The sequence below is a fragment of the Bacillus sp. FSL K6-3431 genome, assembly GCF_038002605.1.
In the GTDB taxonomy this organism is placed as follows: domain Bacteria; phylum Bacillota; class Bacilli; order Bacillales; family Bacillaceae_C; genus Lederbergia.
This window is the reverse complement of record NZ_JBBOCT010000001.1, coordinates 4,873,004-4,899,252: the sequence shown is the minus strand read 5'-3', so window position 1 is coordinate 4,899,252 and position 26,249 is coordinate 4,873,004. Positions and strand designations below refer to the sequence as shown.

Sequence of the window (26,249 nt, the reverse complement as noted above, 5' to 3'; positions counted from 1 at the left end):
CGGAGCAAAGGAGGAATACATGATGGCTTTTCAAATATTGTTAAATGTTTTCATGGCATCGTTATGGATGTTTTTTGAGAGCTCTGTCACATTGTCTACGTTTATTATTGGTTATGTATTAGGATTGCTCATTATTTTTGTGATGCGTAGATTTTTCTCATCTAGGTTTTATTTATATAGGGTTTTTGCAGTAATATGGCTCGTTCTTCTTTTTCTAAAAGAATTACTCCTTTCCAATCTGGCAGTTTTAAAAGTTGTTTTGAATCCAAAATTAACGATTCGCCCAGGAATTTTCGCTTTTGAAACAGACCTCGAATCTGATTGGGAAATTACTCTTTTGGCAAATCTAATTACATTAACCCCTGGTACACTTGTTGTCGATTTGTCTAAAGATAATAAAACTCTTTACATCCACGCCATGGATATTGAAGATGCAGATGAAGCTGTAGATAGTATTAGACTTTCTTTTGAAAAAGCGATTATGGAGGTGAGCCGCTAATGTTGGATATTGTATTAAAAATTGCCCTGATCGGATTCTCTATTTCGTCTGTGATCATATTAATTAGAGTGATAAAAGGTCCTTCTACACCTGATAGAATTGTTGCTCTTGATGCAATGGGAATCAATTTAGCTGCTATTACAGGACTTATGTCTATGATATTCCACACAAAAGCCTTCTTAGATGTCATATTATTATTTGGGATTCTTTCCTTTATTGGAACGGTTGCTTTTTCTAAGTTTTTACAGAAAGGAGAGATCATCGAATATGAGCGCCATAGCTGAATGGACTATCGCGATTTGTATATTAATTGGCACTTTCTTAAGTATAGTCGCTGCTATCGGACTTATAAGACTGCCTGATGTGTATACAAGAAACCATGCGGCATCTAAATCTACTACACTCGGTGTATTATTTACTCTTCTTGGAACATTGATCTATTTTTATTCAAATGATGGTGAATTCAATGCTAGGATCATCCTTGGTATCATATTCATTTTTATTACCGCCCCTGTTGCTGGTCATTTAATTAGCAGGGCGGCATACCATACAGGTGTAAAAATGTCAGAGCGAAGTGTACAAGACGATTTATCACACAAGAAATAATGTAGATACTCTCTGACTTTAGAAACTTCCCCTCTATTAAAAACTAAACAACCATGCATCGATATTTTTATCGGAGCATGGTTGTTTATGATTAGTCACTTTACTTGATCTTTTCTGTTTGATTAAACAAGTCGTTTCTTAACGTATTTTACGAGTTTATCTAAAATTAATTGGCTTTTGAACTAGTCCATCCTTTTTATAAGCTGTCTTACCTTTTCCATAAAATAGTATGGATCAGAGCTTATCTCAAAAGCGAACACTCCTTGACTTGTATGTAAATATAGAAAACCAAATTTGTCGGAAAATGGTCTGTAAGAAACATCAAATACACTTTCCAGTTTAAATTGATTACTTGAGGTTGTAATTTTATTTTCGTATAGACTGATACAATATTCAGTTTTAATATATTTCTGTTGATTTAGCTCGATTGTTCGTCTGATTTTAATATATGAAATAGTAGAGATAATAGTATCACTATTGTCATTCACATTGAATCCCTCCTACTATTTCATGTATCTATCCTTCAACGATTATCTACTTTTTCCGGATACATATCATGATTCATCATACGATGATCTGCCATTTGTTCATACTTCGTTCCAGTTTTTCCATAATTACAATATGGATCAATTGAAAGCCCGCCACGTGGTGTGAATTTTCCCCAGACCTCGATATAACGTGGGTCTAACAGCTTAATTAAATCGTTCATAATAATATTCACGCAATCTTCATGAAAATCCCCATGGTTTCGAAAGCTGAATAAATATAATTTCAAAGATTTACTCTCAACAATTTTCTGATCTGGTATATAACTAATATACATCGTAGCAAAGTCTGGTTGCATTGTTTGTGGACAAAGCGAGGTAAATTCCGGACAATTAAATTTGACGAAATAATCTCTATCCTTATGTAAATTATTAATTGATTCGAGCACGTCCGGTGAATATTCAAATAAATATTTCGTGTTTTGACTACCAAGTAGCGACAAGTCTTGTAATGTATCATCATTTCTTCCAGCCATAAAAAAGCCTCCCTATTTTACCCATACCGGTCAAAAGTCATCCATATAAAATGTACATTCAATCATTGGTGCTTTAAATCCAAGTTAATTTGCGATAAACTAAGAAATAAAAAAGCCCTATCGCGAATGGATATGGCATCCATAGTTTTTTATAGAGGGTTTATCGCTATGAACCTCTCCCGTTTGGGTGTATATTATTGCAAATCCTATCATACTGGACCAATCATATTTCGTCAATCAGTATGTATTGCTTTTATTAATTTGAACTTTTCGGTAATATATATTATAAGAAAGAAGAGGTGTAAATGATGTCACTGTTAACAGAAATACTAGACCATAACAAAATTTTTGTTGAAGAAAAGTTATACGAACAATATGCAACAACGAAATTTCCCGATAAGAAGCTAGTTATCCTTACCTGTATGGACACCCGTTTAGTCGAATTACTACATAAAGCAATGAATATGAAAAACGGTGATGTCAAAGTCGTAAAAACGGCTGGGGCTGTCGTTAAAAATCCATTTGGAAGTATTATGCGCAGTATTTTAATTGCTGTCTATGAGCTTAAAGCAGATGAAGTGTACGTCGTTGGTCATCATGATTGCGGTATGAGTGCGATTGAAAGTGATCATATGCTCGAAACAATGGCCAAGCGGGGAGTCCCCGAGGAAACATTCGATATTATTAAAAATTCCGGAATTAAACTTGACCAGTGGCTTGAAGGCTTTGACAGTGTGGAGGATAGCGTTAAACATAGCGTCGGCATGATCCAAAGCCATCCATTAATGGTAAGTGATGTTCCTATCCATGGACTTGTTATTGACCCTGTTACTGGGGAGTTGGATTTGGTTGTTGATGGATATGAAAAGTAAATTGTAAAAGAATCTTCTGAAAAAAATCTTAGTAATCATAAAAAAGCAATGGTGCAAATCGCTAGACTCGCACCATTGCTTTTTCATTTACAAACGGCTCTAGAGGAATCGTACCTGTCTCGCGCGGTTTAGGAAATCATTTTAGCAGTTTCGTATTATTAGCTTTGGTTCATCTGCATTAGGACCTAGCAAAACGAAGTATCTTTAACCTATAGACGATCAACGTACATATCACCCTAACTATAAAAATACCTGCCTTAATTGACTGTATATAGACATGTACTGGACGTGACTTTCATGTCTTATATTCGAAACCTATGTTCCCCTTTAATCATCTGTTAAAAATCATGTACAAAAAATCTAAATCTTTAACTTGGGAAATAAAATATAAATATTGGAATACAGTAGAATTTTAAAAGCATATATTCCTACAGCACATGTGGAGGATTTCATGAAAATTACTTTTACATACTTTTTAACATTTATTGTTCTACTTATAGCTTTAATATCTTCGGATTACAGTAGGTATAATATGTTCAAATGGACTGAGAATACTTTACAATCTTTATTCTGCGTTATAATATTCGGAGTTTTTTTCCGATTATTTAAAGTTACAAAAAAATAAATAGCTTCGCACACTTCAAAGTCAGTGAGCGAAGCTATTTTGGGAAAAATCAGGTCATTATTTAATCACAGTTACACTTGATCTATTCTCATGTTTTGCCAAACATGCAGGATGAATCAGTAGCTAAATTGGATGAAATGTTTGCTGATAAAAACGTTGAAACCCCAACCAAAAATACACTTTTACCGACTAAAGGGCACCATTCTGCCACCAATAACAGTTTTCAACAAAAAAATAGCAAGGGAACAAGACGCTACATCCCTGCTATCAATAGGTTTTTGGTAACGGCCCCAGCAGGAATCGAACCTGCGACGCACGGTTTAGGAAACTCACTGATGGTGTTGCAACGTATTTTAAGACGTTTCAATATTGCTGTAAATCGAGTTTCTTCCATATAATAGCCTTAGGAGTTTTCAGTTCATTTCAATTCATTGGGTATCGTTCGTTGCCGATCGTGTGACCAGTTTGCAAAATTACTAAAGATTAATCCCCGCTCTCATGAACGGGGATTTTCTTATTGCACATCTACAATAATATTAACACTTATTTTAATACGATCAATCTCTCCTGTATCAAGATCGATCATTTTGGTTCCTGCGTTCATTCCTGTAATTATACCTGTGAATTTTTCATGTTTCCTATTTCGGAATGTAGTTATAGTGATTGGTGATTCAAATTCATATGCTTCTGAAATCCTCTCTCCAATTTCAATGTAGTCCTCTTCTGTAAGCTTTGGAGTTTGCATAGATTCTTTCTTCACTTTTTTTGGCTTTGGTATAGCTAACATAATTATCATCCTCCCAAAACATTTGTTCTTATTATATTACGAACATTAGTTCTTGTCAAAAATATGTTTTTTGGTTAAGATAAGATAAATATTAAATCAGGAGGATGAATGATGATACCTGATCATGATCGGGAGATACTGAGCAAAGCAGTTTGTTTACCTTTTCTAATAAAAGTATTACAACGGGATTTGAAAGTGGTCGAGGTTAGTCCTTTTAAATTTAAAAGCCCTTATGAAGTTATAATAGAAGAAGTAATTAAAAATGTTAAAAAGGATCTCACTGAGGTAAAGAGATATATGCATAAAAATAATATGGAGTTAGTTTATACGGGCAAGGGAGAAGTGACTACTAATTATTTGTTTTTGTATAAAGGCTATGAAGAGCCGACTAATTACTATAATCCAAGGTTACGTAACAAAGTTGAAGAGTTGTTGAGGGAATATATGAATGGTGGACAAAACAAAAATAGCGACCCGTCCACATAATGGATAGGTCGCCTTGACTTACTTTCTTAGTTTATTTAACAACGCTGTATTCTGCCCTGCTGTACCAGTGTAGTTTTTAATACCATGCTTCTTGGCTAACTTAGCACGATTATTAAAGCCTGAATCCTGTCCGATTGAATTTAGGTAATCGACCACACTTGTAGTCTTTTGGTTTCCTTTTGGCTTATTGACAACCACCCCGCCCTGTAGCTTATTCAGAAGCGTAATGTTTTGAGCAGCAGTGCCTGAATAATTTTTAATGCCATATTGAGTAGCTAACTTTTTACGATTAGCAAAACCGGAATTCATGCCTTTACTGTTCATGTAGTCAACTACACTTTCAGACTGTACAGGTTTTGTAACAGGCTTTTCAATCGGCTTTTCTACTGGTTTGCTAGGCTTACCACCTTTAAGTTTAGCAAGTAATTCTGTGTTTTGTGCAGCCGTCCCTGAATAGTGGTCAATTCCATATTCCTTGGCAAGCTTTGCTCGATTAGCATAGCTAGAATCCATTTTGTTAATGTTCATCCAATCAACAATACCGTGACCTGTATTAGGTGTAGACGGCTTTCCTGCTGATGGTATATTCTTTACTGGACCAGTTTCTACTTTAGGTGGGGTTACAGCAACAGGCTTATTCTCGATAGGTTTATCTTGCTTTAAGCTTACTAGATAAATGAAACCCGACCAATTAATCCCCTTCGCTCCACTACGTAAATTTGTTGGACAGTTTTTTCCACTCCATCGATTATGTTGAACAACATTAGTGAGTGGGATGTTATGCTTTTTCATTAAGTGTTTAACTAATTCAGCTGCATTTGCAACAGCCTTTTTAAAGTCACTGTCTGGATTAACACAAATTTCGATGCCAATGGACTCCATATTCCCTTTGCCATTTCCATCCCCTGCATGCCAGCACCGTACGCTATCAGGATATGATTGTATAATCACTTTATCGTCCACTTGGTATTGCCAGGATGCAGTGAATCCATTAGTCTGTAGATCGGCATGCCTTTGAGCGCCAACACCTTTATCATAATTTCCTGTTTCGTGGATCGTGATAAAATTACAAGGGTTTCCTTCGCCAGATGTGATTGTTCGACTTGATACTAATTGCTGTTTAATTGCTACCATTGTTGATCATCCTTCCAAATTTAAATAAAAAAAGAGCAACGATTAGTCGTCACTCTTTACCGTCCAATTGCTCGTCTACTTTCGTTCCGATCAATTCCTCGCCAATTTCTTCGGGTAAACTTTTACTAGAATCAATACCTTTAAGTTTGTCAGCAAGGTTTGTTGGAACAAGCACACCAATTGCGGCCATATTTTCTAAGATCGATAATCCTTCATTCGCGATATAAAAAAGAACGGTAGCATATGTTATCGCTCCGTTCATTCCTAAGATTTGATCTATCACGTTAGCCAAGATAATAACTGCCAGCACCATTAATTTCCTTGCATAACCAAACAGTGATTTCCTACTCCAAAGATTTTTGTTTTTCCAAGCTTTCATGATGCCTGTACATATATCAATCACAGCAAGCAATAAATAAAAATGTAAAAACTTCACATCACCAAATAAATAAAATTTAACTACTTCCAAATGTTCCAAGTCCATTCCTCCCATGTCTATCACTCCTATTAGGATTTTTATTCAAACAAAAAGCCCTCACTCAGTAGGGCTTTCTACATTGCCATCCATGATTTCATCAATGACTTTATTCTTTACTGCTGTTTCCATTTTCTCTGGTTGTAAAAATGGTTTAAATTCCTCTGCTGTTAATGTGATAGGACCGTTAAAGTTAATACTGCCAATCTTCCCTGTAAAATAAATTGTTAAGCCTGTCATTTCCCCGTTTTCGTATTTAGGCGTCATTTGATTAATTTGCATCATTTTTACCCTCTCCTTCGTTAGTTTCTTCTTCATTATCGATATCGAATTGATCTGCAAGATAATCGTAAATCTCACTAGATTCACCCTCGTACTCTATATCCTCGAGCTTTTTGAGCACTACCTTAATCGTACGGATCATCTCACGATTATCGCCCCCTTCAATGACTAATTTTTCTTGATTAAGCTCTTTTAGATCATTAGAAAAAGCAACCATGTCTTTGACGTCATATTGACCGTCATTAATGATTGCTTCACCGTTTCCATCTTTATGAGAATGTTCTTTGAGAAGTTCTTTTCGATCTTCCTCTACTACCTTTAGTCGATCATTTAACTTTTCAATAAGATACCTTCTAAATCTTGATTGTTTCCTCACCAGTTTAATATCGTACATAAAGTTAATTGCTGCCGCTAATTTACCGTTTTCGATTTCTATTTTCATAATTAAGCTACCTCCAGTAGATTTTCTAAGTGTTTTATTCTTTTGCCTTGGCTTGCTATTACGTCATCTTGTTGTACTATTTTCTGCTTTAAATATTGAATTTCTAAATCATGCTTATCAACTCGTGTTTCAACGTCATAAACTTTCGTATCAAGTTCTTGAATGGCTTTCCAACCCATTGTTGTCATAGCGTATAAGTCAATCGCGTCTCCGTCAGGATTGATAATTTCTTTAGGTGTGTTATATTTCCCACCGATAATTACACCTAACTTAGAAATCTGATTTCCCTCGGCCAAATCGTCTTTCAAGTTGTACCTTGTCAAATCAGTGTTATTAATGAGTGATAACGCATCTAGCTCCAAAGCTTCTATATTCGTTTTATATTTGATTTCTGATACTTGCGTAAAAGCGCTAGCCCAAATAGGTTTATGGACTAATCCATTGCCATAATTATATCCAGCACCATTTGTGACTTTCGTTCCTCCGTCACTGCCGATATAGAAAAAATCCGAAGTTGCTCGAATCCCATCTGCCATTAAAGGAGTTTGAGGATTTGTGGTTAATAACGTACCTCCACCTGTACCATTAAAGTATGCATCTGCGCTTCCATCTCTTTTTGTAAATCGGTTAGCCTGTACTATCCCTGCATCAAATGTGGCATTTCCTCCACGAGCCCCAGCGCCATCTACCACTGCTACCCAAGGATTGCTAGCTGCCTTTGAGAATCTTAATCCAGATGCATAACCACTTGCGTCAGAGCCATAATGAAGGATACCTTCCGTTAACGCTGCGTTAGTAGATGAAACAACAGTCATAGCAAATACGTTATTGCCTACTCGTAAATCTTTGTATGGTCTAAAGTAAACAGGTGATTGTCTGCTCTCGATATTGGCTGATGCGTATGCGTCCATCACTACTCTGTTTCTAAAGGACTTGATACCAGCAACCCCTAATTGACTAGCCAATGTGATTCCGTGAGTCCCTGCTTCAAATTCCTCTGAAAAGAATTCAAGCATTCCCGAACTTGTCCCATCTCCATATCCATCAGCGAATGTCGATAATCCAAAAGGAGTTAAGAATATAGAGCGTGAGTCCGTCCAGTTGGCTACCCTAAAGTTACCATTAGCAAGATATAAGCTAGCATCAATCGTTTTAGATTTGTTATGCCAACGCATGTTGTACCGACCCCGTGATTCAAGGCGTGATCCATCGATTAACATATAGTCGATACTTGAGCCGCCACGTATGGTGATCTTGCTAGTATCCATTTCCCCAGCCTTTAATTTAGACACTGAGATATTAGCGATCTTGGCATCGTCTACAGCAAGGTTTCCTATCTTCCCATTCACCACGGATAAATTCTGCATTTGCGCTGTGCCTACCGAAAGTAAACCTAGTTTTGCATTGGTGACGGAAAGATTCGCCATGGCTGCCGTGCCTATTACTGCGTCATCGATAAGTGTTTGGCCTGTAATATGATGCTTGTTACCATTGATTCTGACACCTTCTGGCGATAGGTTGATAGATGCTATGACGCCATCTTTATTGACTTTAAGGAGTATATCTTTCGCTGTTTGTTCAATTGATGATTCGGCTTTTGTTAACCTCTTTTCCCCATCCTCAACAGCAGGTCTCCAATCGGAAGCCTTGTTGCTTTTTTCAATCTGATAACCCCATATATCTAGGTATTGCCCAGACATATTTGATGTTATTGCAGGCATAAACCTGATTGTAGAGCTTGTCTGTACATTGTCTGGTACTTTCCATACGCATGAAATTGTCTGCCACTCTCCGTTAGATACGATACTAACTGTAGGTGGTCTTGCTGTTGTAGTTGTTACCCATGGTCTGAGGGTTATCGCCACCCCTTTGATAGACGCTCTTACACGAATAGAGAATGTTATATCCTGCCCTGCCCAGTGCCTATCTGTTATATCGCTCCCTGGAATTGTCTCGTATAAACTGATTATAGGGTTTGGACTGTTTGGTGCAGGTCTTACTCTCCTAAATGTCAATCCATTCTCGGTAAGTACTTCTGTTGTTATTGGGTAATTCGTACTGTTATTTGATGTTATGTTTTTTATCCTACTATCGAGTAGTAGGTTGCTCCCACCAATCTGTATATTTTCCACAGTCGATATAATCCCATCAGCCTTAACATTAATAGCCGCAACTTGGCTTTGTGTGGACGACAAATCATTTCGTAAGCTTGACACCTGTGTTGAAATGCCTTCTGCTTTTTGATCAATCGCCGAAATATCACTCTTAGCTGTAGCGATCTCGCCAGTATGTTTATTTACAGTAGCCTGAGTATTGCTCACCGTCTGATTAATACCATTAATAGATATATCCAAACTAGACATTTTGTTACTATAAACAGAAAAATCTACTTTATTACCAAGTAAGTTATTTGTCTGTGTTTTTGTGTAAACCTCAGATTTTTCAGCTTTTGCAGAAATTAATCCTGCATGCTGTTGTAAAGTCGTTTCCTGAGCACTTACCACACCATCTAGGTTTGTTAATTTCGTTATTGTCGTTAATAACTTACCCTCTATGTCATCAACTTCTTGATTAATAGATGTGATTGTACCTTCAATTCCTTTAGTTCGATCTAGCAAGCTACTAATTGACGCATTGACATCACCAATTTCACTATTAAGCTGGGATAGCAATCTATCTTCTGTAGCTGCTATTTCCTGCTGAGTGTACACAATCTCTTGCATTGGTCCTTCGTTAATTCTATCAATCGTGTTTTGGGTGAGTTTGTCGGCAATGTCTAATCCATCTTTAAAATGATCTGCGATAAGTTCTCCGAAAAGAATATCGTCTGACATTACTCTGTAAGTACTAGCTGATACCCGTTGACTAAACGAACTTGCAGTTCCACGAGTATTTACAGCTCTAAGATAGTAGTACCATGTTTGATCTGTGCCGACTGTGTGGACAAAAGTACTTACTCGACCTCGCCATAGTAAATGTTGACTATCCGGTACAAAGTCAGCTACCTGTGATCCATAGACTTCATAATGACTGATATAGACTTCCGAATCGTATTCCCAATAAAGTTGAATCGCACCCATTGCTGCATCTGTAACAATGTTAACCGGAATGCCTGGAACAATATCTGGAAAGCTTTCATCTGTGATTGGTTTCGTTGGTCTTGGTTTAGTGACTTCATTTTTCAAATCCTCGATGTCACGATAGATATCATCATCGCCTAAATTTAAAAACTGACCCATTTCAACGACCGCTGTACCCTCGATGTCTAGTAAGTCGTACTCGATAGCAATAACCCTAGTCTGTATTTCTATTGGTCTAGCAAATTGTCGATCAATAGCTACAGCGCCATCACCAAGGCTCACATCTTTGTCTAGCAAGTCAACGGACAGTTTGTAATTAACCACAGGCTCTTTGTTATCTTGGAGATTATTCCATGTTGCCCACAGTAATTCTTCTGGATCTTCGTAATCTTGATTGCTAAATTCAGAAAATCGATGTAAGAGTTGACCATCATGTTTACGACCATATTTAAGCAAAGCATCAGGGTCACCAACCCACGTTTGACCTTTCGGCTTATCGACTGGATCACCTTTAGCCACTGACCACTCAACATTCGCAAAATCGATATAACGAGTGTGACCACCGCCTTCTGTCTCTAATGATGCACCCCATCCGTACATAGCTGTTTTAGGATAGGATAAGACTGTACGTTGGATTTCTTCGATATTATGGTCAATTTCGAATCTTGCACCATTATCAGCACCTAAACGTTGCAAGAGTAGTATTTTCCTAGTTGTAATTTTATTACCAGTAAACTCTACGACATCCTTAAATTCTCCACCCCATACGCTAATGATCTTCCAGATGCAATCAACGCTCGATAGGCGATAAAAGTTAGTAGATGCTAGTCCAAGACTTACTTCGACCGCACCGATGTAACGTGTACCGGCTAAGGCATCATTTAAAGGTAGTTGTGCTTCCTTGTCCGTATAGCGTTTGTCTAAGACGTAATGCTCACTTAACTCATCGAGCCATGCAGGGAGACAAGTTGCCATCGTTTGTGGACCGTCGTTATTGTCGGTATCGTCTAACTCTTTAATTACCATTTCGCGAAAAAAACCGTCCTTATCTTTAAAGACGACTCGATTTTCTTCTTTTACGTGTTTGGCACGATCTTCATCAGCGTCAACGGTAAATACAAAAGGCTCACTAGCTACACTGTTTTTTTCATCTCTGAACGGTGCGCTATTAAGCCCTGTTTCTTCAGTTAATATTGTTAAGAGTTCATCATCTTGACTAAAGATATAAATCTCTGACATTGGTTTCCTCCTTTCTGTGGTAATATATACCTATCTTGGTAGATAGGAGGTGAATAAACAATTAGTAAAGAAGAACAAAACACCAATAATATTCGCAGTACCGTTTATGAAGTAGGGTTAAACCTTATTCCTTATGTTGGCGGTAGCTTGGCAGCACTATATACAACCAACAGAGATAAAACGAAATATCAAAGGATAGAATCATTTTACAAAGAAGTTTCCTCTAAAATTAATAGTATGGAGCAATCTTATAAGGACCTTTTAAATAAACAAACGCATGATGATGATTCTTTGATAGCCTTAATTGAAAAGATCAATAATCAAGTAGAAAAAGAAAATATTCAGTTTAAAAAGGAATGTTTGGTGCAATTCCTTATTAATGCATTGCTTAATGGTACAACCATCAAAAGTTTTGATAAATCATTATTTTTCTTAGATACTCTTTCATCCATGACTTTGTCAGAATGTGAAATGATGGCAATGCTTTATGATCAAGATCGGATAATACCAGTAAATAATATCACTAGTAATGAAATGAGCGAATATGCCATTCTAGGAGCAGTAGGTCGATTAAGAAGTTATGGCTTTATCGTAACTTACACTGGTAATTTTTCTGTTGGTGGTAGAGATAATGCACTTACAGAAGAAATACAGTTATCTGATTTCGGTAAAGAATTTGTGTGTTTTTGCCTTTAATTCTTATTTTTATTGAGATAATAAGAAGTAGATGCAATTAATAGTATCGTTAACCAAATCCACCAGTACTTAATTAACAGCTGACCTTGAGTTAGGTTAATAAAGTCATTGATCATTTACGAGTTAGTTCTTTCTCAAAAGAACTGGACAGCTCCCCATTCTCCAAAATGTTCAGGACGCTGTCCAGTTTCTTTTCGATTCTATCAAGTTGTGGAATACTGTAGTCTGTGATTTGAATTTTTTCGATACCGAAACCAACATCTAGTGGCTTTAACACAAATATTTCTGCTGCATTACCCATAAATAATCCCTCCAATTAATAAAATCTCTCACTATATTTCAACTCAGTAGCATGACTAGCTTTCAACTGCACACTACCTACTGGCAACTCAAACCACACCGTTTCTAACTGCACCGAAACCGCCAAATCCTTGCCGTTTAAAAACACATCGCGCGTTCGATAGTCGATTTCCAAAACATCGCCTGCAATAAAATCATATTTTAGGATGATCTTTCCCACGTTGCTTTCGAGTGTGTAGCTTGATTGTGGCACCGTAAATCTTGTGTAGCTTTCCCACACGGTTGATTCTTGACCCCCAATGGTAAAGGTTTTGGTGGTGAGAGTTAAGTTCAAGGCTTGTTCGGGACCGAACCTATAGCCTTCTGCCAAATAAAAATTGATTACTCCTTTTGCGTAATTTACCTTTTCGTCTAATTCCATACTTTCATATTCAGCTAAATAATGCCGATTGGGTTTATCTTTAAAAATCAACTTCTTCGGTTCGGTATGAACTAGCCAATTTGACAAGTCTTCCTTTAAATCTTCTATTGTCGTTTTACTTCTGACCACGATTGGAACAGGTAATATTAGATCGGTAAATCTTTTCCTCTTTGTCCTTGCTCCACCTTTTGCATTTGGTCTTGTTTGAAATTCGATCGGGGGTGTAGGAGGTCTAAAAAATTCCCTTGTCACCCTGATATAATCCTTTTCAATTCCATTAAAAATCAAGCGAACGACCCCCTTAGTTTAGGAGATTTCTTTTTTCTGTTAGCTTTTCTACCTTGTAAATTTGTTATATCATCAACGGTTTCTCTCGCGATTTCCCTGCCATTCAAATTGGTGACTACTTCGATGGTATATTTATCGGTAGATCCAACTGATTTTGCGGTTGGAGCATCCCTTGTTGATGATGTATTACCAGCAGCACTAATAGGCATCACATTCCCAATAGGAGCTGTCACACCACGTAATTTATTTACAAATCCGCCACTGCTTGGAACATCAGGCTTCATCCAGTCAGTCATTTGCTTAGACTTCTTAAGCACTGATCCTTTTTCTTTATCAATTCCGACCTTCCATCCGATCATCATGTTTTTACCAATCATGTCTCGCATCCATTGGGATGGTGACTTGATTTTCAGCGCGCTTGTGATCTTGCCCTTAATGCCGCTGACGACCTTGCTTACAGCATTTTTTACAGCACCATCCATGCTTGATATACCTTTGATAAGCCCTCTAATGATATCTATACCAATCTGCTTAAGGTTGATTGCCTTTAGAAATGCAACCACTTTGTTCCACGCGTCTTTGATGTTTGTGTAAGCGCCATTCATCTCGGTTTTTGATGTAGTTCTCATGCCGGTAAACTTGCTTTTTAGGTCCTTCCAGATGTTTGTAAGAGTTGTTGAAAAGAAACTCTTAATTGATGCCCAGATTGAAATTATACTCTCTAACATATTTGCCATGTTCAGTATTGCGCTATTTTTCAATTGGCCAAACTTAGCTTTTACTATATTCCATACTGCTGATAAAACACTGCTAAAAATAATCTTTATATTTTCCCATACATTCTTAATGGTGTCTTTTATTAAAGTCATTTGCTCACTAACAAGGTCTTTCATGACAGCGAAGTCGCCAGTTACAAGTGCTTTCAAAAATGCTGTGGCATTAAGGAATGTCTCTTTTACATAATTCCATACGGTCTCTATCAACATCCATACAGCTTCCATCGCATCTTCAATATGCCACTTTATCGCTAGAAAAGATTTATTAGTATCTCCGATTAAAAGATCTAACGCCGAACGCCATAGATTATCTATAAACGTCCAGACTCTAATGAGAATGTTAAATATAGAATCCATCGCTTTTTCAAAGATACCTTCTAGAAATCCTAAAGCTCGAAAAATGTTATCAACTAAAACTCCCCATATCCTCCCTGCAGCTTCGGATATATTGATCCAGATCGCTAGTAGATTGTATTTAAATGCTTCCATGTCTCCTGTTACCAAGTTAATTAACAAAAGGATTGGTCCAAGGATAACATTTTTTATAATTTCCCACGCGGAACTCGCTACAGTCTGTATGTCAGTCCATAACTTCGTAAAGAACCTAGTAATACCGCTCCACATCATTTTAAGACCATCAACTGAACGATTCCACACGCCCGTTACTTCATCCCAAAGCCCTGTAGCAGCCGCTGAGAAATCTCTCCACATATCCGAAAAGAATGTACCTATCGGCTCCCATAAGTCTTTGAAATAGGCTACTGCATCAGCCCATGATTTGGTTATAACTTCCCAAATGGAAAGAGCGGACACTTTTATCTTTTCCCACAAATCGATAAAGAACTTGGAAATCGGCTCCCAGTAAACATAAATAAGGACAACTGCCGCTATGAGACCCGCTATAGCTAATCCCCAAGGACTAATGGAAAAAGCGAGTTTCAATGCGCCCCATACCTTAGTTGCAACAGCCATTGCTGTGTTCATTGTTGCGATTGCACCCACAAATGTCCCTATTCCGATTGCGACTGCCTGAATTAACGGCAACCACGGTTCAAGAGTTTCGTAAATTTTCTTAATTTTATTAACTACTTTAGGAATTGCGTCAGCAGCCTTTTTCAAGACGTCCTCAAACTGTTTACCGAATGTAGATATCATTGCTCTCATATCCGGCAAACCGTTATCAGTAAGCATTTGATCAATATTTTGGATAATGGCAATAACACCACGAGCTACGGCTGCCCTCATGTTGTCAAATGAGCCTGTCCACGATGCCCCGGCTTCTTTAGCTGCTCCTTCGATGGACTTAAAGTTCTTTGTACCTTCTGCCATCGCCTTGTTCATTACTTCGCGGAATTTTGTTGCATCTATTTTACCTTTTGACATAGCATCCGCAACATCTTCAACGGATTGTCCTGTAGCATCTGCGTAAATCTGCATAACTGGAATTCCGGCTTCCGCAAGGCTATTCATCGTATCCATCTGTATTTTGCCTTTTGCAGTTGCCTTTGCCAAAGCGTCAGTAACACTGCCTAACGTAGCGTTTGTTCCATCTCCGTAAAAGGCTACAGCATCAGCCCAATTACCAAACGTTTCGGTAGCCTTATCAACTTCCATGTTGGATGTTACGAAGCCTTGCACTGCTTTAGCTCCGACATCAAGACCATAGGCTGTCCCTGTTACGGTATCACTAACAGTTCCCAAAACTTCATTTGCCTTTTCGGATGAACCGGTTAATGTTGTCATGACTCGCTCGAATTGTTCCATGGTATCAATACGACCAAAAGCCTTCCCAATGGAATCTTTGATCATACTTATTCCCTTGTTGGCCAGAGAAACTAACCCTAGAGCTGTAACGATCTTACCGATACCTAGAGCACCCTTTTCTCCGCTACCTTGGAGACCGCCTAATTGCTTGTCGATGTTACCTACGCCTTTAACTACGCTGCCATCATCTAACAAGACATCAATTACTATCCTTCCATCAGCTATGTTAATCACCGCCCCTCACGACTTTTACAGGCTATAAGCCTTTACGCTTGGGGTTCGGTGACCCTCTAATTTTTACTTATATAATTTATTAATCCGCATCTAGGACATTTAATCTCAGCTCTACCAGATATCATGCCTAGTTTTTTATTGCATTGATCGCATCTAACGGTTTTTAATTCGTTCGTTTTATTGATAGTCCCACCGCCCTTCTAAGGCAATAAAAAAAGAACCCATAGGATTCTTGAATATTCATAGTCATTGGTCTTCATCTTCATCGTCAAAATCAATTTCTTGCCCTTTTAAGGCATAAGCTTTTTTCAGTTTCTTTATATTCTCTCGCTCTTTCTCAGTACCTTTACCAGTAGGTAATGGCATCGTTCGGATATCTATTACTTTTCGGAAGATAGTGTCTTCGGATAATCCTCCTAAGAGTGCCTTGAACTTTTCCCAGTGAAGCTTTCCTTGCTGCTCATGTAAATCCATGTCGTAGCACTGCAAAAACGATGCGTATATATAGTTAGCATCCTCAGTCAATGAATACGACTCTTTTTGGTCTCCCTGAGCTGATGGCATCGGATTCCCTTTGATGTCAACAGCCTGTTCATCTTCTTCACCAACGGCAAGGACTTTTTCAAAAAGAGAAGATAATAACTTTCCTTGTTTCTCAATGTCGAATAAAAAACAAACATTTAATAGCATTTCTAAACCTGTTTCTACTTGGGTTACATCATCTATTTCTTGATCACCCATCAAATCAATAAGCCTAAGAACATTATCGAAACTCAAATCAAGTGAATAAGTAACACCGTCAATTTCTACACTCTCAGTCAGTGGATAAGCAAGCGAAAACATAAGCTTTCACCTACTTTTTCTTTTTGTTTTGAATGTACTTCTTGGCTTTTTCTTGTTGTGTCGCCTTATAACCCTCTCCACGCCTATCCAATTCATCGTTTATGCTTTTTCGTAATTTAAATAAAATAATTGCCAAGTCAAAGCACGATTCATTTAACGGATAAATTTTATCAAACGCTCCATCGCCAAGAAGTAAGTCATATCCTTTTCTAAGGACTTCTTTTGACTTCTCTAACCCTTCTTCACCTTCTGGTTCGATAGACTCAACTTCTTTTAGAATTTTGTCCATTTGTTTCGATTCTTCAACGAGTGATTTGTCGGCATAACTGTATTTAAACTCTAAACCGCCTATTTCAAAATCTATCTCTGGTTTCTGTAAATCAATTTTAATAATTGACATGGTTTAATCCCTCCAATTTGTATAAAAAAGAGAGTGGAATTTATCCACCCTCGCTTAAGCTTCTGGATCTTAGACTGTTTCAAGCGCATCTAATCTAGCAATGATAGCGTCGTATTGTGCTTTCGTCCCAAAGCCTGCCGCACCTGTTGCGCCCGCATCGCCTTTAGGACCAGCAGCGCCTGTTGTACCAGTGTCACCTTTATCGCCTTTTGCACCAGTCGCCCCTTTTGGACCTTCAACACCATCAATTAATCCAGCGAAATCAGCACCCGTGGGTGTTTTACCTGTGCTAAATAAAACTTTTAATTCTTCTTTTGTTGGCATTTATATACATCTCCTAACTAATTATTAAATTTGTGCCTATCGTCGCTGCCCCTATTGCTTGGGGCGCATCAGGGCGTTGTTGTTTCAGTCGGCTTTTTATTCCAAGCGATAGCACAGCTGAATGGAGCGTACACCGTAGCTTCTCCACCTGTTACCTTTGGTTCTGTTACAGTCGCTGGACCTTCGAGGGTTTTTCCGTCCGTTCTAACTTGCTTAAACATGATTTTACGTTCTTCACCAGTCACAAATTCTAACCCCGCAATAAATTTCATAGCTGGATTAGTTTCATCGTAAAGACCCTCAAACGTGTATTTCTTTTTAACAGAAATAACATCCGTTTCAGGCGTTCCGTCACCACTATAGTATCCAGTGTCTTCTGATTCTTCGTCTGTATCATCATTAACAGAGGAAATCCAATCCGCTAACTCGTTGTATTCTGGTTCTTCATCAGCGATAGGCATAGGCGCCACGTAGTATTCTGTCAGTGCATTCTTTTTTCTTGCCATTATTGAACAACCCCTTTATAAATTGTGATTTTTGCTGAAATGGATAATGCATAAACATAAAAACCCTGTTCATCTTGCGTAACAAGAGAGGGCAGGGATTGAGTGGATATTTTATTAAATTCGTAGCTATCATTACTACTTGGTAGATCAGTCAAGTTTTCAAGCGTCTGATAAATATAAGTCAACGCGTTGATGCAATTTAGTTGATCTATGCTCTTGGCATTAACTTGGACTTGATAATCTTTATCCCGCATGCCACCCATATACTCGACCTCAGCACCACCAGGCATAGCCACAATGGATAAGTTTTCACCGTCACCAAGCACACCGATGAAAGAATCAGCGTATAGACCAAGACTATTAATCTTTTGATTAAGTTTTTGCATAAAATCCAGTTCTTTTAGTTCCGTTGTCATTTCATCGCCTTCTTTACAATTTCCTGCCATGATGCACCGTGGATAGCCTGAGCCTTCACATCCCATTTGGGTCCAGTGCCAGGCGTCGTGAATTTAGCGCCATAATTGTAATACTGCCGCCTTGCATATGGAGCGTTCCAGATGATTGATTTACCATCTAATGCAATACTAGATTGATTACGCAAATCACTTGAAAGCATTGGCGCATAAATATTACTATCCGCAAGTACCTGATTAGCAAAGGCGTATTGACCTTGCTTCACCATGTCAGAAGCTTTTCTTTTAACTCCATCAAGATCAGATTTGAACTTTACTTTGATGGCCATTAAATCACTTCCAGTTCGTAGTGATGAACCTTGTTCTGATTGGGATAATAGCAAGGAACGATCTTCTTTAATGTAAGTTCCCTGTCTTTTACCCCATCATTAAACGTGATTTTAGATTCTTCTTTAAACACCGGAATAGGCTTGCTGTGGGTAGTATCAACGAATATGACACCATCAGCTAAAATCTTCGTTTGTGTATTGTCACGGCTGAATACAGACGATTCATCATAGCGTACATACTCGATAGTGATTGGTGGATCATATACAGGCTTACCAAAGTCGTCTTTCTTACCAGTGAACCCTTTGTATACGATGCTGTGGATCAACCACTTTTTAGGCAATGGACCAATCCGCATTAGATCACCCCAATTCCACGATAAAGAAGCCCTGTTCCTTCAAGGAATAAGAGGGCATCCTGTGAAACTAGTTTATTGGTTGACTCTTGTTGCTGAACACTACCACGTGAGCCACTAGAAACGCTTGTCCTGCCGATTGTCACACTTTGAGGGCTATTGATACCCTCTGATGTTACAGCGCCCACATCATGGAAATATTCGATCTGGAAAGCCAATGCGGATTTGAATTTCCTTTTTCTGAATGGATTATCTGTTTCTAAGTCGTTAAATTGATAAAAATTACGAGTGACGTTATCTATAACGCCACTCGCACGGGGTAATAATTTATCAAATTCAACCACGTCCATATCAGATAGGGTTATATTTTCATATTCTTCGTACGTTAAATAAGGCATTTATTAACCTCCTAACTGACAATGAAGTCTTTGCCTATTTCAGCTTGCCCGATTGGAACGGGCCCATTAGGGCGCGACAGTGACTTTTACAACCTTGCTATCATCAATAAGACCAACAACAAAGTGCTGATCCGCGTTGAATTTAGTTAATTTATGATCAATGTCACGTGCTGACTCTGGATTAAGACCGCGCTTTAAGTAAGTTTTAGCTGCCCCTGCCTTAACCGCGATAGCTTCTCCCTCTTCAAGCTTTTTCGTACGAATTAGCAACCATCCAAGGATCTCTCCGAACGCTCCTTTAATAAGGATGTTGTCTCCTAATTCAGATGCACGAGTCCAATCAACGCCTGCGGCTGCACGAAGCTTTGAAGCATCTTTAGGATTCACAAAAAGAACACCAGTGCTCTCGTCTTCATCGTCAAACACACCCTCAATAGAATCAATTACCCCAGGGTCAATTGATTCTACTTCAACGCTCAATGGTGCTGTTTTCAGTGCATCTAATGTCTCATTATCGATTCTTGATGCAATTGACATAGCGATTTGGCGAGTAGCTTCACCGATTGGATCACCATATCCACTCAATACAGCTTCATCCGTTAATTCAACGCCTTTAGCAACTTTGTGGATCGTGTGTTGAGCAGTAGATGTTTCAAGTTTGGTGTAATCAATTGCCGCACCTTCCGCAACAACTGTAGCATCACCAATGTAAGCATATTTAGGTAGTGTAATCGTGGAACCTGGTTGCCCTTGTAGAGTGCTATCAATGGGCGCTACTCCTTGGAACTTAATCATATTTGGTAGTTCCGCTGATACCATATCCCCCATTACTTCCGGGTTAATAAGATCCGCAATTTTAGTTGTAGCAAAAAATTGGATGTTCAGTCTTAACATTTTATCTTTATTCATTATTCATTCCTCCTAATTTCCGACCAAGCTATCATACTGTGTCGGGTTTTCCTGTTTTAGTTTTAGTCTTTCTGAATATGTCATTTTAGCGAAATCACCTGTTGCGATACCGCCACCTGTTTGATGTTGCCCAGTTGTAAATGAAGGCTTACCGCCCTGTTGCTGCTCTTCCTCAAACAAATAAGCATCACTAGCTTTCAACGCTTCTAGCTGATCATCCAAGTTCAATAGCTTTTCGCCATCTAGCTTGATTTTCTCAGTATCGAGCAACGCTTTTACAGCTTTAGGGTTACGGACTTTAGCAGCAGTCAATGACTTTTCTAAGCTAAAATCAAATGCTTGCTTGTCTAATTTCGCTTGTAATTCAGCAGTTGCTGTTGAGTTCTCACCTTTTAGGCGTTCAATTTCAGCAGTTAAATCCTCGTTTCCGGCTGCCTTTGTTTTCAAGGTTTCAAGCTGAGTATCACGTTCAGTCAACTGCACTTTCAAAGAGTCCCTTTCAGACTGTGCACTAGTCAGATCCTCTTTCGTTTTATTGACCGTTTTACCATGTTCAATCATCGCCTTGTCAATCTGTTCATCAGTTAAACCTAAGCCTTTTAAAAACTCTCTATTCATGATTCATTGCTCCCTTACATTTATTTACGTGGTCGAGTCCACGAAAGGTTGTACATTAACGTTGTACGAACGACAAATAAGCCTGTTTAATGTCTATTGCTTAAAGACAAGTAGCTAACGTGTGCTACCAACGAGATGTGGATCACCCCTTCCTACTCGATAATATAATCATCAATAGAATAGCAACGTCCAAACCACATTTTCCATACAACAAAGTGTTTCTTGCCATCTTCTTCGTACTTCGTACGGTATGTTAATGGCAATAGCTGTTTTAGGTACCATTTAATCTGTTCCATAGCGTTTAACCCTCCTTTTATTTAATTACACGTTCCTTATCATATCTTCTCGGCAAATCATTCTCTTTGATAAATTCCCTCATCCTTGCTTGCCTAGCACTAACCTGTCGCTTGTACTTTTGGATAGTATCTTCATCTCCAATTTCCTCGGCAAGCTTCAATGATCGTTTAGACTCCCTTATTTGCCGTTCGTAATGTCTTTGCTTCTGAACAACCTTCCCGCGTTCATATGCTTCTTGTGGATCGTATTGAGTTTGGTTATTAGTGTTCAAGCCTTCGACAAAGGGATATAAAATATGTCTACAATTAATTCCTCGGATTCCGGACGGTGTCCCATAGCCAAAATCATAAATGCTTGGATAATCCGGATGCCCAGAAGGATTACTCATAGATGCCACTTTGCCCTGTATAGCAGAACAAGCTTCCCTTGCATCTGGATAGCTATTTACAAGCACCAAATCAACACCGTATTCATCCATCCTCGAGAGCCGCAACTCATTGTAGGTATTATTAACAGTAGAACGAATAACCGTGTCCACATAGCGTTCCATTCCCCAAACATGACCGCCTTTATCAATAAAAGCAGTCTCAATACCTCTATTCGACCACTTGATCACCGTTTCAGCCGTAGCTTGATTGATAGTCTTTGTTCCCGCCAACACCTTAGATGTGGTTTCCTCGATGATCTTACGATACATCTGAGTGACCTTGCCTTCACCGTAGTTAGTAGTAATCAATGTCTGATTAACAAAGTTATCAACTTCACGAAAAGCCTGTTTCACGAAACTTTCAAGCACTGCATCAATCTGAGTAGGTTGTTCAAGCTTTTTGAATGCTTCTTTCAACTCTTCATCAACACCGGATATAGTATCAAAGCCAACATCCTTAACGGCTTTCCTAATCGCTTTGGTTGATAGTCCAGTAGCTTTCGAGAGTGCTTTGATCGTGTCGGTATTAAGCATTCTAAGTTGCTGCATCTTATCAATCTGCCATTGTAGGACGTAATCCTTACCGTGAGCAGGATTGGTTTTCAATCGCCTTGCTACCATCAGGAATATTTCATCTTCGAGGGCAACATAGATATCAGTTACTTGGGCTGTATAAAGATTGAGTTGATGCGGTGTGATATCTGACACTTAATCACTCCTCTGCACCAAACATGGTGATGTTGCTCTTTAATACATCCAAGTCCGGTGACCTCTCATTTTCCTCAGCATTTTTCATAGCAATCCACTCTTTTGCAGTATCCTCAGATACCTTAAATAGCCTTTGAATGATTTCTAGGTCCGGCATAAATCCCGCACTCTTAATCTTGATGTAGAAGTTCAGCTGCTCGTTTCTATCAGTAGCAATGGAATCATCAAAGTTAATGCCGATTTCTTCACGTTTGATCTCGCCTTTGAATATGTCATGTGCCCATCCAATTTCAATAATGGATATGATTAAATCCTTGATTCCTTGCTCAACAATGGATATATGACTGTTTCGTGTTTGGTAGGTATCACTATTTTCGCTAATAACTTCCGTAGCCGTCTTCATGCTTTTTCCATCAAACGTAAATGAACCCGTGCTGAATCCGATTTGTTTTGCAAAGATATCTAACATAGCGTTAATGGATGCAATGATTTCATCTGCCCGAATATCAACAGTTAAATCTTTAGGCTCTATCTGTGTGTCCATGTTCATTTGTTGGAATACTTCTTCTTCACTGTCAAAGAAAACATGCGCCTGTCCTGCTTCGTCATAGAATGTTTTTAACATTTCAGCAGGTACCGCGATCCTGCGCTTGCCTAGCCTGAATTCCTGATGATAAAAGTCGAACATGTAATCAAGCTGCTTCATCGTATCGTAGGCATTAGCAAAGATACTGATACCTAATGGACTTGTTAATTCAATGTTGTTTGCTATGTTCGGCTTGAAGTATACGAATAACGGTCTAGTTAAGTTATTAAGGGTAGTACGCTCTTGTAAGTCAGGATATAAGCTAGATAACTTTGTTGGGCGCCCTAGTTCTCCACTCACCTCGGAAACATACAACTCATTGGTGATTACATAGACATCTTTTTCCCATTCGTTCCACTCTAGCAAGGTGTAATATTTATCATCTTTTTGGAACTGGTTTATAAAGAGTGCTTCATCTACGTTTTCGCTATCGTTAGATAAGGGAAAGAAAGCATCCGCTAATGCATAAGCTATTTTTACTTTACCACCTGTCACGTAGACCTTAGCTGCCATACCACCAAGAGCAAACATGTATTCAAGATAACGCTGAAACTCACGATAGAAGTTATTGTAATCAAACGTTTCTTCGATGAATTCTCGCGCTGCCTTATTTTCCTCGGCAATTTCAATCTCACAATTTTCATTGAAGACGATCTGAGCCATCTTCTGCGCTGACATCTTACCCATGCCGAGTGTCAACATCTCTCTATTCTTCGTTTCTCTATTTGAATTAAGATAAGTCAGTCGATGCCACTTGTCGTAAAATCCCTTGTAAATCGCCTTGTTCATTGCTAACGACTCGTAATAGTCGCCTGATACATTTACCCTCTTATGAGATTGAACGTTCTCTAACGCTTTAATAAGACCCAATTTCACACCTACTTTCTGTATAAAATTCTTGATACCATTGAACAAGGCTTGCACCTCCTAGTATTTCAGCCGTAACTCTCGAAGATTATCAATTACAAAGTAAATAAAGGCATCACACGAATGATCATCTACCTCTACCACTTTCGGTTCACTGCTATCTAACGTTTTCGCATCCCACTGAAACTTACGATGCTCTTCGATAAATATCTTGTTGCTTTCGATATCCATATAAAAAAATCGACCTTGCGCTAATAAATCATGCACAGGATCGATCATATCCATCTTCTTCTTTTTCGCTACTGGATGAAGACGAATGCCGTAGTCAAGGAAATACTGATTCCTTATCCCGCCTTCTGCCGAATCGATTGTACGCTTCACGATAGGCACTTTATACATCTTGCCTGTCCTTGTAATGAAGTCGTTCAATTCCTTCGCTAATTGGCTAGGTGCTTTCTTAACGACTCGCCCAGCAGGAGAATAATAATAGGTATCTAGCAAAATAACATTGCCCTTTGCGGTTAATCCAAAACAAAGATGAACTGTCGCTGATGCCTGATGCCCTGTATCAGTCGCATAATACAAACCAATCAGTCTATCGTCACTTGGTAGCTCAGTAATATCTTTGAATAGGTTCATGTTGTAAACATTGTCGCCCATTCCGATTACATGGCCCAAATACATCCAATTGTAATAATCCTCATCATTTTCTTTATACTTCTCAATCTTTCTTATGAGCTGTCGTGATAGAAAACCTTTCTGATCTTCCAAATATGTTGAATGATGGACAAAATAATCATCGTCACCGGATTTACCATCTACCCATTCATTAATCCAATTATATGGATTTCTAGGTGGGTTATAGGAGAAGTACACCCTAACTTCTTTTCCATCAGGCAAATCTTCCCGTATAAATGTATCTTCAACAACGTCAATATCCTCAACACCCGCGAATTCAGCTAATTCCTCGTACCACAAGGCACGAACATAGCCGACAGGTATTTTCATAGACTTTAGTTTCTCTGGTTCATCCACACCGCTGAAATAGAAGCCAGTACCCCATTCCTTATGAATGATTTCCATCGGACTTTTACCAAATGTAAATTCATCAGCAACGCCCATCAACGAGAGTGCCCATCTAATTTGACTATAAACCGACTTGTAAAGCGTATTAGCTACTTTTCGCATACAAATGATGTTAGACATCGGCTCTTGCATCTTGATTTTAACAAGGTCAAGACTGATAACAGACGACTTCATGGAAGAACGTCCACCTTTAGCAATCACATGAGATTGTTCAGCAAGCCATAGATCGTAAAAGTTCTCATTGATCAAGTCCAGCACGTTAACGACGTTATAAGCTTCACTAATCGCTGTCATGATTCTCACGCGCTTTCTCGGCTAGTATTCGTCTCATTTCATCTTCACCAGTAAGTATGATCGTCTTGCCCTCGCCACCTTTATCATTTTTCGTTTCAGCAGCAATCTTCATTGTTTCAGCTTTCAACTTCTCTTCCTGCAGGCGTTTCTTGTCGTTATCAGATAGGAGATCAAAGTATTTGGACAACATCTCTAAAGCTTTCATTTTGTCAGCAAGCTTCACAGATATACCATCTTTACCTTGCTTGACTTCTGTTAATATTGTGCCGTCAATCATGGAAGATTCCTTGAAATCAACATAGTTTCTTTCCTCTGTCACAACGTTTCCTTCTTCATCTTCTACAGGACCAAACATACCAATGACCGGAACTTCTTTTTTACCGAATGTCGCATAGTCAGTAATATCAGCAAAGGCAATCTGAATGTATTTATTCAGCACGTCCATTGCATCGATGAAGATGCCTTGTTGCATTTCGCCTTTAAGTCTTCGTATCTCTTCTGCAACCTTACTATTTCTTACTAACTCACTTCCGGTCACATGAGCCCTGTCAGGAGAGTACCCAGCTTTGATTGCAGCCATCGTCTGATTAAAGCTTTTAATGTAGTAAATGCAAAAAAGCCTTTGTTTATCTGTCAGATTACCCGACTCAACAATAGGCTCTTTAGGTTGTTTTTTCGTTGCAACACTCTTCTTTTTTTCAGTCCGTTGCGTTGCATCGTTGCGTTGCCATTTTTCTCTATTCTTTCTACTCCTGATAGTGGAATCTTTTACACCATGTTTCTCAGCTAAATCTTTAAATGTAATTCTTGTTGTTTCCCACTCTTTTTGTATTTCATCCCAATTCGGCACTTCACATCACCGCC

General features: G+C 38.6%; 34 protein-coding genes. 7 read left to right on the top strand and 27 right to left on the bottom strand.

Going from position 1 to position 26,249, the window contains the following annotated elements; genetic code table 11:
• Nucleotides 1–22: 22 nt before the first annotated feature.
• From MHB53_RS23340 to mnhG, 3 genes are read left to right on the top strand one after another with little or no spacing between them, the layout of a single operon-like run.
• Complete coding sequence (locus MHB53_RS23340; protein ID WP_340923075.1) at nt 23–499, top strand: Na+/H+ antiporter subunit E; 477 nt, start codon at nt 23–25, stop codon at nt 497–499.
• Nucleotides 499–783, top strand: a complete 285-nt coding sequence (locus tag MHB53_RS23335; protein WP_340923073.1) for a Na(+)/H(+) antiporter subunit F1 — start codon at nt 499–501, stop codon at nt 781–783. Before MHB53_RS23340 ends, MHB53_RS23335 begins: the two co-directional genes overlap by 1 nt.
• Nucleotides 767–1,105 (top strand): monovalent cation/H(+) antiporter subunit G, encoded by a 339-nt coding sequence (gene mnhG / locus MHB53_RS23330; protein ID WP_340923070.1) that lies wholly within the window; start codon nt 767–769, stop codon nt 1,103–1,105. Before MHB53_RS23335 ends, mnhG begins: the two co-directional genes overlap by 17 nt.
• A gap of 182 nt (nt 1,106–1,287) precedes the next feature.
• Here the strand turns inward: mnhG and MHB53_RS23325 are convergent, their stop codons facing one another.
• Entirely contained in the window at nt 1,288–1,593 is a 306-nt protein-coding gene (locus MHB53_RS23325) for a hypothetical protein (RefSeq protein WP_340923068.1), read from the bottom strand.
• A gap of 35 nt (nt 1,594–1,628) precedes the next feature.
• Nucleotides 1,629–2,126: a preQ(1) synthase gene (gene queF / locus MHB53_RS23320; protein ID WP_340923065.1), complete on the bottom strand. Its 498-nt coding sequence runs from the start codon at nt 2,124–2,126 to the stop codon at nt 1,629–1,631.
• Between the two features lie 308 nt (nt 2,127–2,434).
• Between queF and MHB53_RS23315 the strand changes: the two genes are divergently transcribed.
• Both MHB53_RS23315 and MHB53_RS23310 read left to right on the top strand, forming a co-directional pair.
• Nucleotides 2,435–2,998: a beta-class carbonic anhydrase gene (locus tag MHB53_RS23315; RefSeq protein ID WP_340924934.1), complete on the top strand. Its 564-nt coding sequence runs from the start codon at nt 2,435–2,437 to the stop codon at nt 2,996–2,998.
• 753 nt (nt 2,999–3,751) lie between these two features.
• Nucleotides 3,752–4,021: a hypothetical protein gene (locus MHB53_RS23310; RefSeq protein WP_340923063.1), complete on the top strand. Its 270-nt coding sequence runs from the start codon at nt 3,752–3,754 to the stop codon at nt 4,019–4,021.
• Between the two features lie 116 nt (nt 4,022–4,137).
• Here the strand turns inward: MHB53_RS23310 and MHB53_RS23305 are convergent, their stop codons facing one another.
• Nucleotides 4,138–4,410 carry a YolD-like family protein gene (locus MHB53_RS23305; protein WP_340923061.1) on the bottom strand — a complete coding sequence of 91 codons (273 nt, stop codon included), beginning with the start codon at nt 4,408–4,410 and terminating at the stop codon, nt 4,138–4,140.
• 108 nt (nt 4,411–4,518) lie between these two features.
• Between MHB53_RS23305 and MHB53_RS23300 the strand changes: the two genes are divergently transcribed.
• Nucleotides 4,519–4,896 carry a hypothetical protein gene (locus MHB53_RS23300; RefSeq protein ID WP_340923059.1) on the top strand — a complete coding sequence of 126 codons (378 nt, stop codon included), beginning with the start codon at nt 4,519–4,521 and terminating at the stop codon, nt 4,894–4,896.
• An 18-nt stretch (nt 4,897–4,914) separates the two neighbouring features.
• Here MHB53_RS23300 and MHB53_RS23295 read toward each other — a convergent pair whose 3' ends face one another.
• Genes MHB53_RS23295 through MHB53_RS23275 form a run of 5 tightly spaced genes read right to left on the bottom strand, consistent with a single transcriptional unit; the run spans nt 4,915 to nt 11,548 of the window.
• Nucleotides 4,915–6,030, bottom strand: coding sequence for an N-acetylmuramoyl-L-alanine amidase (locus MHB53_RS23295; protein WP_340923054.1), 1,116 nt, complete (start codon nt 6,028–6,030; stop codon nt 4,915–4,917).
• Between the two features lie 49 nt (nt 6,031–6,079).
• Nucleotides 6,080–6,523: a phage holin family protein gene (locus tag MHB53_RS23290; RefSeq protein WP_340923052.1), complete on the bottom strand. Its 444-nt coding sequence runs from the start codon at nt 6,521–6,523 to the stop codon at nt 6,080–6,082.
• A gap of 42 nt (nt 6,524–6,565) precedes the next feature.
• Nucleotides 6,566–6,790: a hypothetical protein gene (locus tag MHB53_RS23285; protein ID WP_340923049.1), complete on the bottom strand. Its 225-nt coding sequence runs from the start codon at nt 6,788–6,790 to the stop codon at nt 6,566–6,568.
• Nucleotides 6,777–7,229 (bottom strand): hypothetical protein, encoded by a 453-nt coding sequence (locus MHB53_RS23280; protein WP_340923046.1) that lies wholly within the window; start codon nt 7,227–7,229, stop codon nt 6,777–6,779. Before MHB53_RS23280 ends, MHB53_RS23285 begins: the two co-directional genes overlap by 14 nt.
• Before the next feature lie 2 nt (nt 7,230–7,231).
• Nucleotides 7,232–11,548 carry a phage tail spike protein gene (locus tag MHB53_RS23275; RefSeq protein WP_340923043.1) on the bottom strand — a complete coding sequence of 1,439 codons (4,317 nt, stop codon included), beginning with the start codon at nt 11,546–11,548 and terminating at the stop codon, nt 7,232–7,234.
• A gap of 147 nt (nt 11,549–11,695) precedes the next feature.
• Here MHB53_RS23275 and MHB53_RS23270 point away from each other — a divergent pair, with 147 nt between their 5' ends.
• Nucleotides 11,696–12,244 (top strand): hypothetical protein, encoded by a 549-nt coding sequence (locus tag MHB53_RS23270; protein ID WP_340923040.1) that lies wholly within the window; start codon nt 11,696–11,698, stop codon nt 12,242–12,244.
• 112 nt (nt 12,245–12,356) lie between these two features.
• Here MHB53_RS23270 and MHB53_RS23265 read toward each other — a convergent pair whose 3' ends face one another.
• The 19 genes from MHB53_RS23265 to MHB53_RS23180 all read right to left on the bottom strand — a co-directional run bounded on the left by MHB53_RS23265 (nt 12,357) and on the right by MHB53_RS23180 (nt 26,235).
• The gene (locus MHB53_RS23265) at nt 12,357–12,545 is read right to left on the bottom strand and encodes a hypothetical protein (protein ID WP_340923038.1); all 189 of its coding nucleotides are present in this window, start codon (nt 12,543–12,545) and stop codon (nt 12,357–12,359) included.
• A gap of 15 nt (nt 12,546–12,560) precedes the next feature.
• The gene (locus MHB53_RS23260; protein ID WP_340923035.1) at nt 12,561–13,253 is read right to left on the bottom strand and encodes a distal tail protein Dit; all 693 of its coding nucleotides are present in this window, start codon (nt 13,251–13,253) and stop codon (nt 12,561–12,563) included.
• Nucleotides 13,250–16,027: a tape measure protein gene (locus MHB53_RS23255; RefSeq protein WP_340923033.1), complete on the bottom strand. Its 2,778-nt coding sequence runs from the start codon at nt 16,025–16,027 to the stop codon at nt 13,250–13,252. The genes MHB53_RS23260 and MHB53_RS23255 overlap by 4 nt, the downstream gene beginning before the upstream one ends.
• 56 nt (nt 16,028–16,083) lie before the next feature.
• The gene (locus MHB53_RS26505) at nt 16,084–16,212 is read right to left on the bottom strand and encodes a Com family DNA-binding transcriptional regulator (protein ID WP_445661543.1); all 129 of its coding nucleotides are present in this window, start codon (nt 16,210–16,212) and stop codon (nt 16,084–16,086) included.
• A gap of 61 nt (nt 16,213–16,273) precedes the next feature.
• Nucleotides 16,274–16,870, bottom strand: coding sequence for a Gp15 family bacteriophage protein (locus MHB53_RS23250; protein ID WP_340923031.1), 597 nt, complete (start codon nt 16,868–16,870; stop codon nt 16,274–16,276).
• A gap of 10 nt (nt 16,871–16,880) precedes the next feature.
• The gene (locus MHB53_RS23245) at nt 16,881–17,270 is read right to left on the bottom strand and encodes a hypothetical protein (protein ID WP_340923029.1); all 390 of its coding nucleotides are present in this window, start codon (nt 17,268–17,270) and stop codon (nt 16,881–16,883) included.
• Between the two features lie 69 nt (nt 17,271–17,339).
• Nucleotides 17,340–17,594, bottom strand: coding sequence for a hypothetical protein (locus MHB53_RS23240; protein WP_340923028.1), 255 nt, complete (start codon nt 17,592–17,594; stop codon nt 17,340–17,342).
• 68 nt (nt 17,595–17,662) lie between these two features.
• Nucleotides 17,663–18,100, bottom strand: a complete 438-nt coding sequence (locus tag MHB53_RS23235) for a phage tail tube protein (protein WP_340923026.1) — start codon at nt 18,098–18,100, stop codon at nt 17,663–17,665.
• Nucleotides 18,100–18,516 (bottom strand): minor capsid protein, encoded by a 417-nt coding sequence (locus tag MHB53_RS23230; protein WP_340923024.1) that lies wholly within the window; start codon nt 18,514–18,516, stop codon nt 18,100–18,102. Before MHB53_RS23230 ends, MHB53_RS23235 begins: the two co-directional genes overlap by 1 nt.
• The gene (locus MHB53_RS23225) at nt 18,513–18,842 is read right to left on the bottom strand and encodes a minor capsid protein (protein ID WP_340923022.1); all 330 of its coding nucleotides are present in this window, start codon (nt 18,840–18,842) and stop codon (nt 18,513–18,515) included. The genes MHB53_RS23230 and MHB53_RS23225 overlap by 4 nt, the downstream gene beginning before the upstream one ends.
• The gene (locus MHB53_RS23220) at nt 18,842–19,198 is read right to left on the bottom strand and encodes a putative minor capsid protein (RefSeq protein WP_340923019.1); all 357 of its coding nucleotides are present in this window, start codon (nt 19,196–19,198) and stop codon (nt 18,842–18,844) included. Before MHB53_RS23220 ends, MHB53_RS23225 begins: the two co-directional genes overlap by 1 nt.
• Nucleotides 19,198–19,593 carry a hypothetical protein gene (locus MHB53_RS23215; protein ID WP_340923017.1) on the bottom strand — a complete coding sequence of 132 codons (396 nt, stop codon included), beginning with the start codon at nt 19,591–19,593 and terminating at the stop codon, nt 19,198–19,200. The genes MHB53_RS23220 and MHB53_RS23215 overlap by 1 nt, the downstream gene beginning before the upstream one ends.
• A 66-nt stretch (nt 19,594–19,659) precedes the next feature.
• Complete coding sequence (locus tag MHB53_RS23210) at nt 19,660–20,502, bottom strand: N4-gp56 family major capsid protein (protein ID WP_340923014.1); 843 nt, start codon at nt 20,500–20,502, stop codon at nt 19,660–19,662.
• Between the two features lie 12 nt (nt 20,503–20,514).
• Nucleotides 20,515–21,120, bottom strand: a complete 606-nt coding sequence (locus tag MHB53_RS23205) for a phage scaffolding protein (RefSeq protein WP_340923012.1) — start codon at nt 21,118–21,120, stop codon at nt 20,515–20,517.
• Between the two features lie 152 nt (nt 21,121–21,272).
• On the bottom strand, nt 21,273–21,416 hold the full coding sequence (locus MHB53_RS23200; RefSeq protein ID WP_340923010.1) for a hypothetical protein: 144 nt from the start codon (nt 21,414–21,416) through the stop codon (nt 21,273–21,275).
• A 17-nt stretch (nt 21,417–21,433) separates the two neighbouring features.
• Complete coding sequence (locus MHB53_RS23195; protein ID WP_340923008.1) at nt 21,434–22,552, bottom strand: phage minor capsid protein; 1,119 nt, start codon at nt 22,550–22,552, stop codon at nt 21,434–21,436.
• Nucleotides 22,553–22,556: 4 nt separating this feature from the next.
• Entirely contained in the window at nt 22,557–24,053 is a 1,497-nt protein-coding gene (locus MHB53_RS23190) for a phage portal protein (protein ID WP_340923005.1), read from the bottom strand.
• A 12-nt stretch (nt 24,054–24,065) separates the two neighbouring features.
• The gene (locus tag MHB53_RS23185) at nt 24,066–25,385 is read right to left on the bottom strand and encodes a PBSX family phage terminase large subunit (RefSeq protein ID WP_340923002.1); all 1,320 of its coding nucleotides are present in this window, start codon (nt 25,383–25,385) and stop codon (nt 24,066–24,068) included.
• Complete coding sequence (locus tag MHB53_RS23180) at nt 25,372–26,235, bottom strand: terminase small subunit (protein ID WP_340923000.1); 864 nt, start codon at nt 26,233–26,235, stop codon at nt 25,372–25,374. Before MHB53_RS23180 ends, MHB53_RS23185 begins: the two co-directional genes overlap by 14 nt.
• Nucleotides 26,236–26,249: the final 14 nt, after the last annotated feature.

Bases quoted from the DNA above. Each gene is read 5' to 3' on its own strand.
- MHB53_RS23340 (WP_340923075.1), top strand. From the start codon at position 23: ATGGCTTTTCAAATATTGTTAAATGTTTTCATGGCATCGTTATGGATG.
- MHB53_RS23335 (WP_340923073.1), top strand. From the start codon at position 499: ATGTTGGATATTGTATTAAAAATTGCCCTGATCGGATTCTCTATTTCG.
- mnhG (WP_340923070.1), top strand. From the start codon at position 767: ATGAGCGCCATAGCTGAATGGACTATCGCGATTTGTATATTAATTGGC.
- queF (WP_340923065.1), bottom strand. From the start codon at position 2,126: ATGGCTGGAAGAAATGATGATACATTACAAGACTTGTCGCTACTTGGT.
- MHB53_RS23315 (WP_340924934.1), top strand. From the start codon at position 2,435: ATGTCACTGTTAACAGAAATACTAGACCATAACAAAATTTTTGTTGAA.
- MHB53_RS23305 (WP_340923061.1), bottom strand. From the start codon at position 4,410: ATGTTAGCTATACCAAAGCCAAAAAAAGTGAAGAAAGAATCTATGCAA.
- MHB53_RS23300 (WP_340923059.1), top strand. From the start codon at position 4,519: ATGATGATACCTGATCATGATCGGGAGATACTGAGCAAAGCAGTTTGT.
- MHB53_RS23295 (WP_340923054.1), bottom strand. From the start codon at position 6,030: ATGGTAGCAATTAAACAGCAATTAGTATCAAGTCGAACAATCACATCT.
- MHB53_RS23290 (WP_340923052.1), bottom strand. From the start codon at position 6,523: ATGGGAGGAATGGACTTGGAACATTTGGAAGTAGTTAAATTTTATTTA.
- MHB53_RS23285 (WP_340923049.1), bottom strand. From the start codon at position 6,790: ATGATGCAAATTAATCAAATGACGCCTAAATACGAAAACGGGGAAATG.
- MHB53_RS23280 (WP_340923046.1), bottom strand. From the start codon at position 7,229: ATGAAAATAGAAATCGAAAACGGTAAATTAGCGGCAGCAATTAACTTT.
- MHB53_RS23275 (WP_340923043.1), bottom strand. From the start codon at position 11,548: ATGTCAGAGATTTATATCTTTAGTCAAGATGATGAACTCTTAACAATA.
- MHB53_RS23265 (WP_340923038.1), bottom strand. From the start codon at position 12,545: ATGGGTAATGCAGCAGAAATATTTGTGTTAAAGCCACTAGATGTTGGT.
- MHB53_RS23250 (WP_340923031.1), bottom strand. From the start codon at position 16,870: ATGTTTTCGCTTGCTTATCCACTGACTGAGAGTGTAGAAATTGACGGT.
- MHB53_RS23245 (WP_340923029.1), bottom strand. From the start codon at position 17,270: ATGTCAATTATTAAAATTGATTTACAGAAACCAGAGATAGATTTTGAA.
- MHB53_RS23240 (WP_340923028.1), bottom strand. From the start codon at position 17,594: ATGCCAACAAAAGAAGAATTAAAAGTTTTATTTAGCACAGGTAAAACA.
- MHB53_RS23235 (WP_340923026.1), bottom strand. From the start codon at position 18,100: ATGGCAAGAAAAAAGAATGCACTGACAGAATACTACGTGGCGCCTATG.
- MHB53_RS23230 (WP_340923024.1), bottom strand. From the start codon at position 18,516: ATGACAACGGAACTAAAAGAACTGGATTTTATGCAAAAACTTAATCAA.
- MHB53_RS23225 (WP_340923022.1), bottom strand. From the start codon at position 18,842: ATGGCCATCAAAGTAAAGTTCAAATCTGATCTTGATGGAGTTAAAAGA.
- MHB53_RS23220 (WP_340923019.1), bottom strand. From the start codon at position 19,198: ATGCGGATTGGTCCATTGCCTAAAAAGTGGTTGATCCACAGCATCGTA.
- MHB53_RS23215 (WP_340923017.1), bottom strand. From the start codon at position 19,593: ATGCCTTATTTAACGTACGAAGAATATGAAAATATAACCCTATCTGAT.
- MHB53_RS23210 (WP_340923014.1), bottom strand. From the start codon at position 20,502: ATGAATAAAGATAAAATGTTAAGACTGAACATCCAATTTTTTGCTACA.
- MHB53_RS23205 (WP_340923012.1), bottom strand. From the start codon at position 21,120: ATGAATAGAGAGTTTTTAAAAGGCTTAGGTTTAACTGATGAACAGATT.
- MHB53_RS23200 (WP_340923010.1), bottom strand. From the start codon at position 21,416: ATGGAACAGATTAAATGGTACCTAAAACAGCTATTGCCATTAACATAC.
- MHB53_RS23185 (WP_340923002.1), bottom strand. From the start codon at position 25,385: ATGACAGCGATTAGTGAAGCTTATAACGTCGTTAACGTGCTGGACTTG.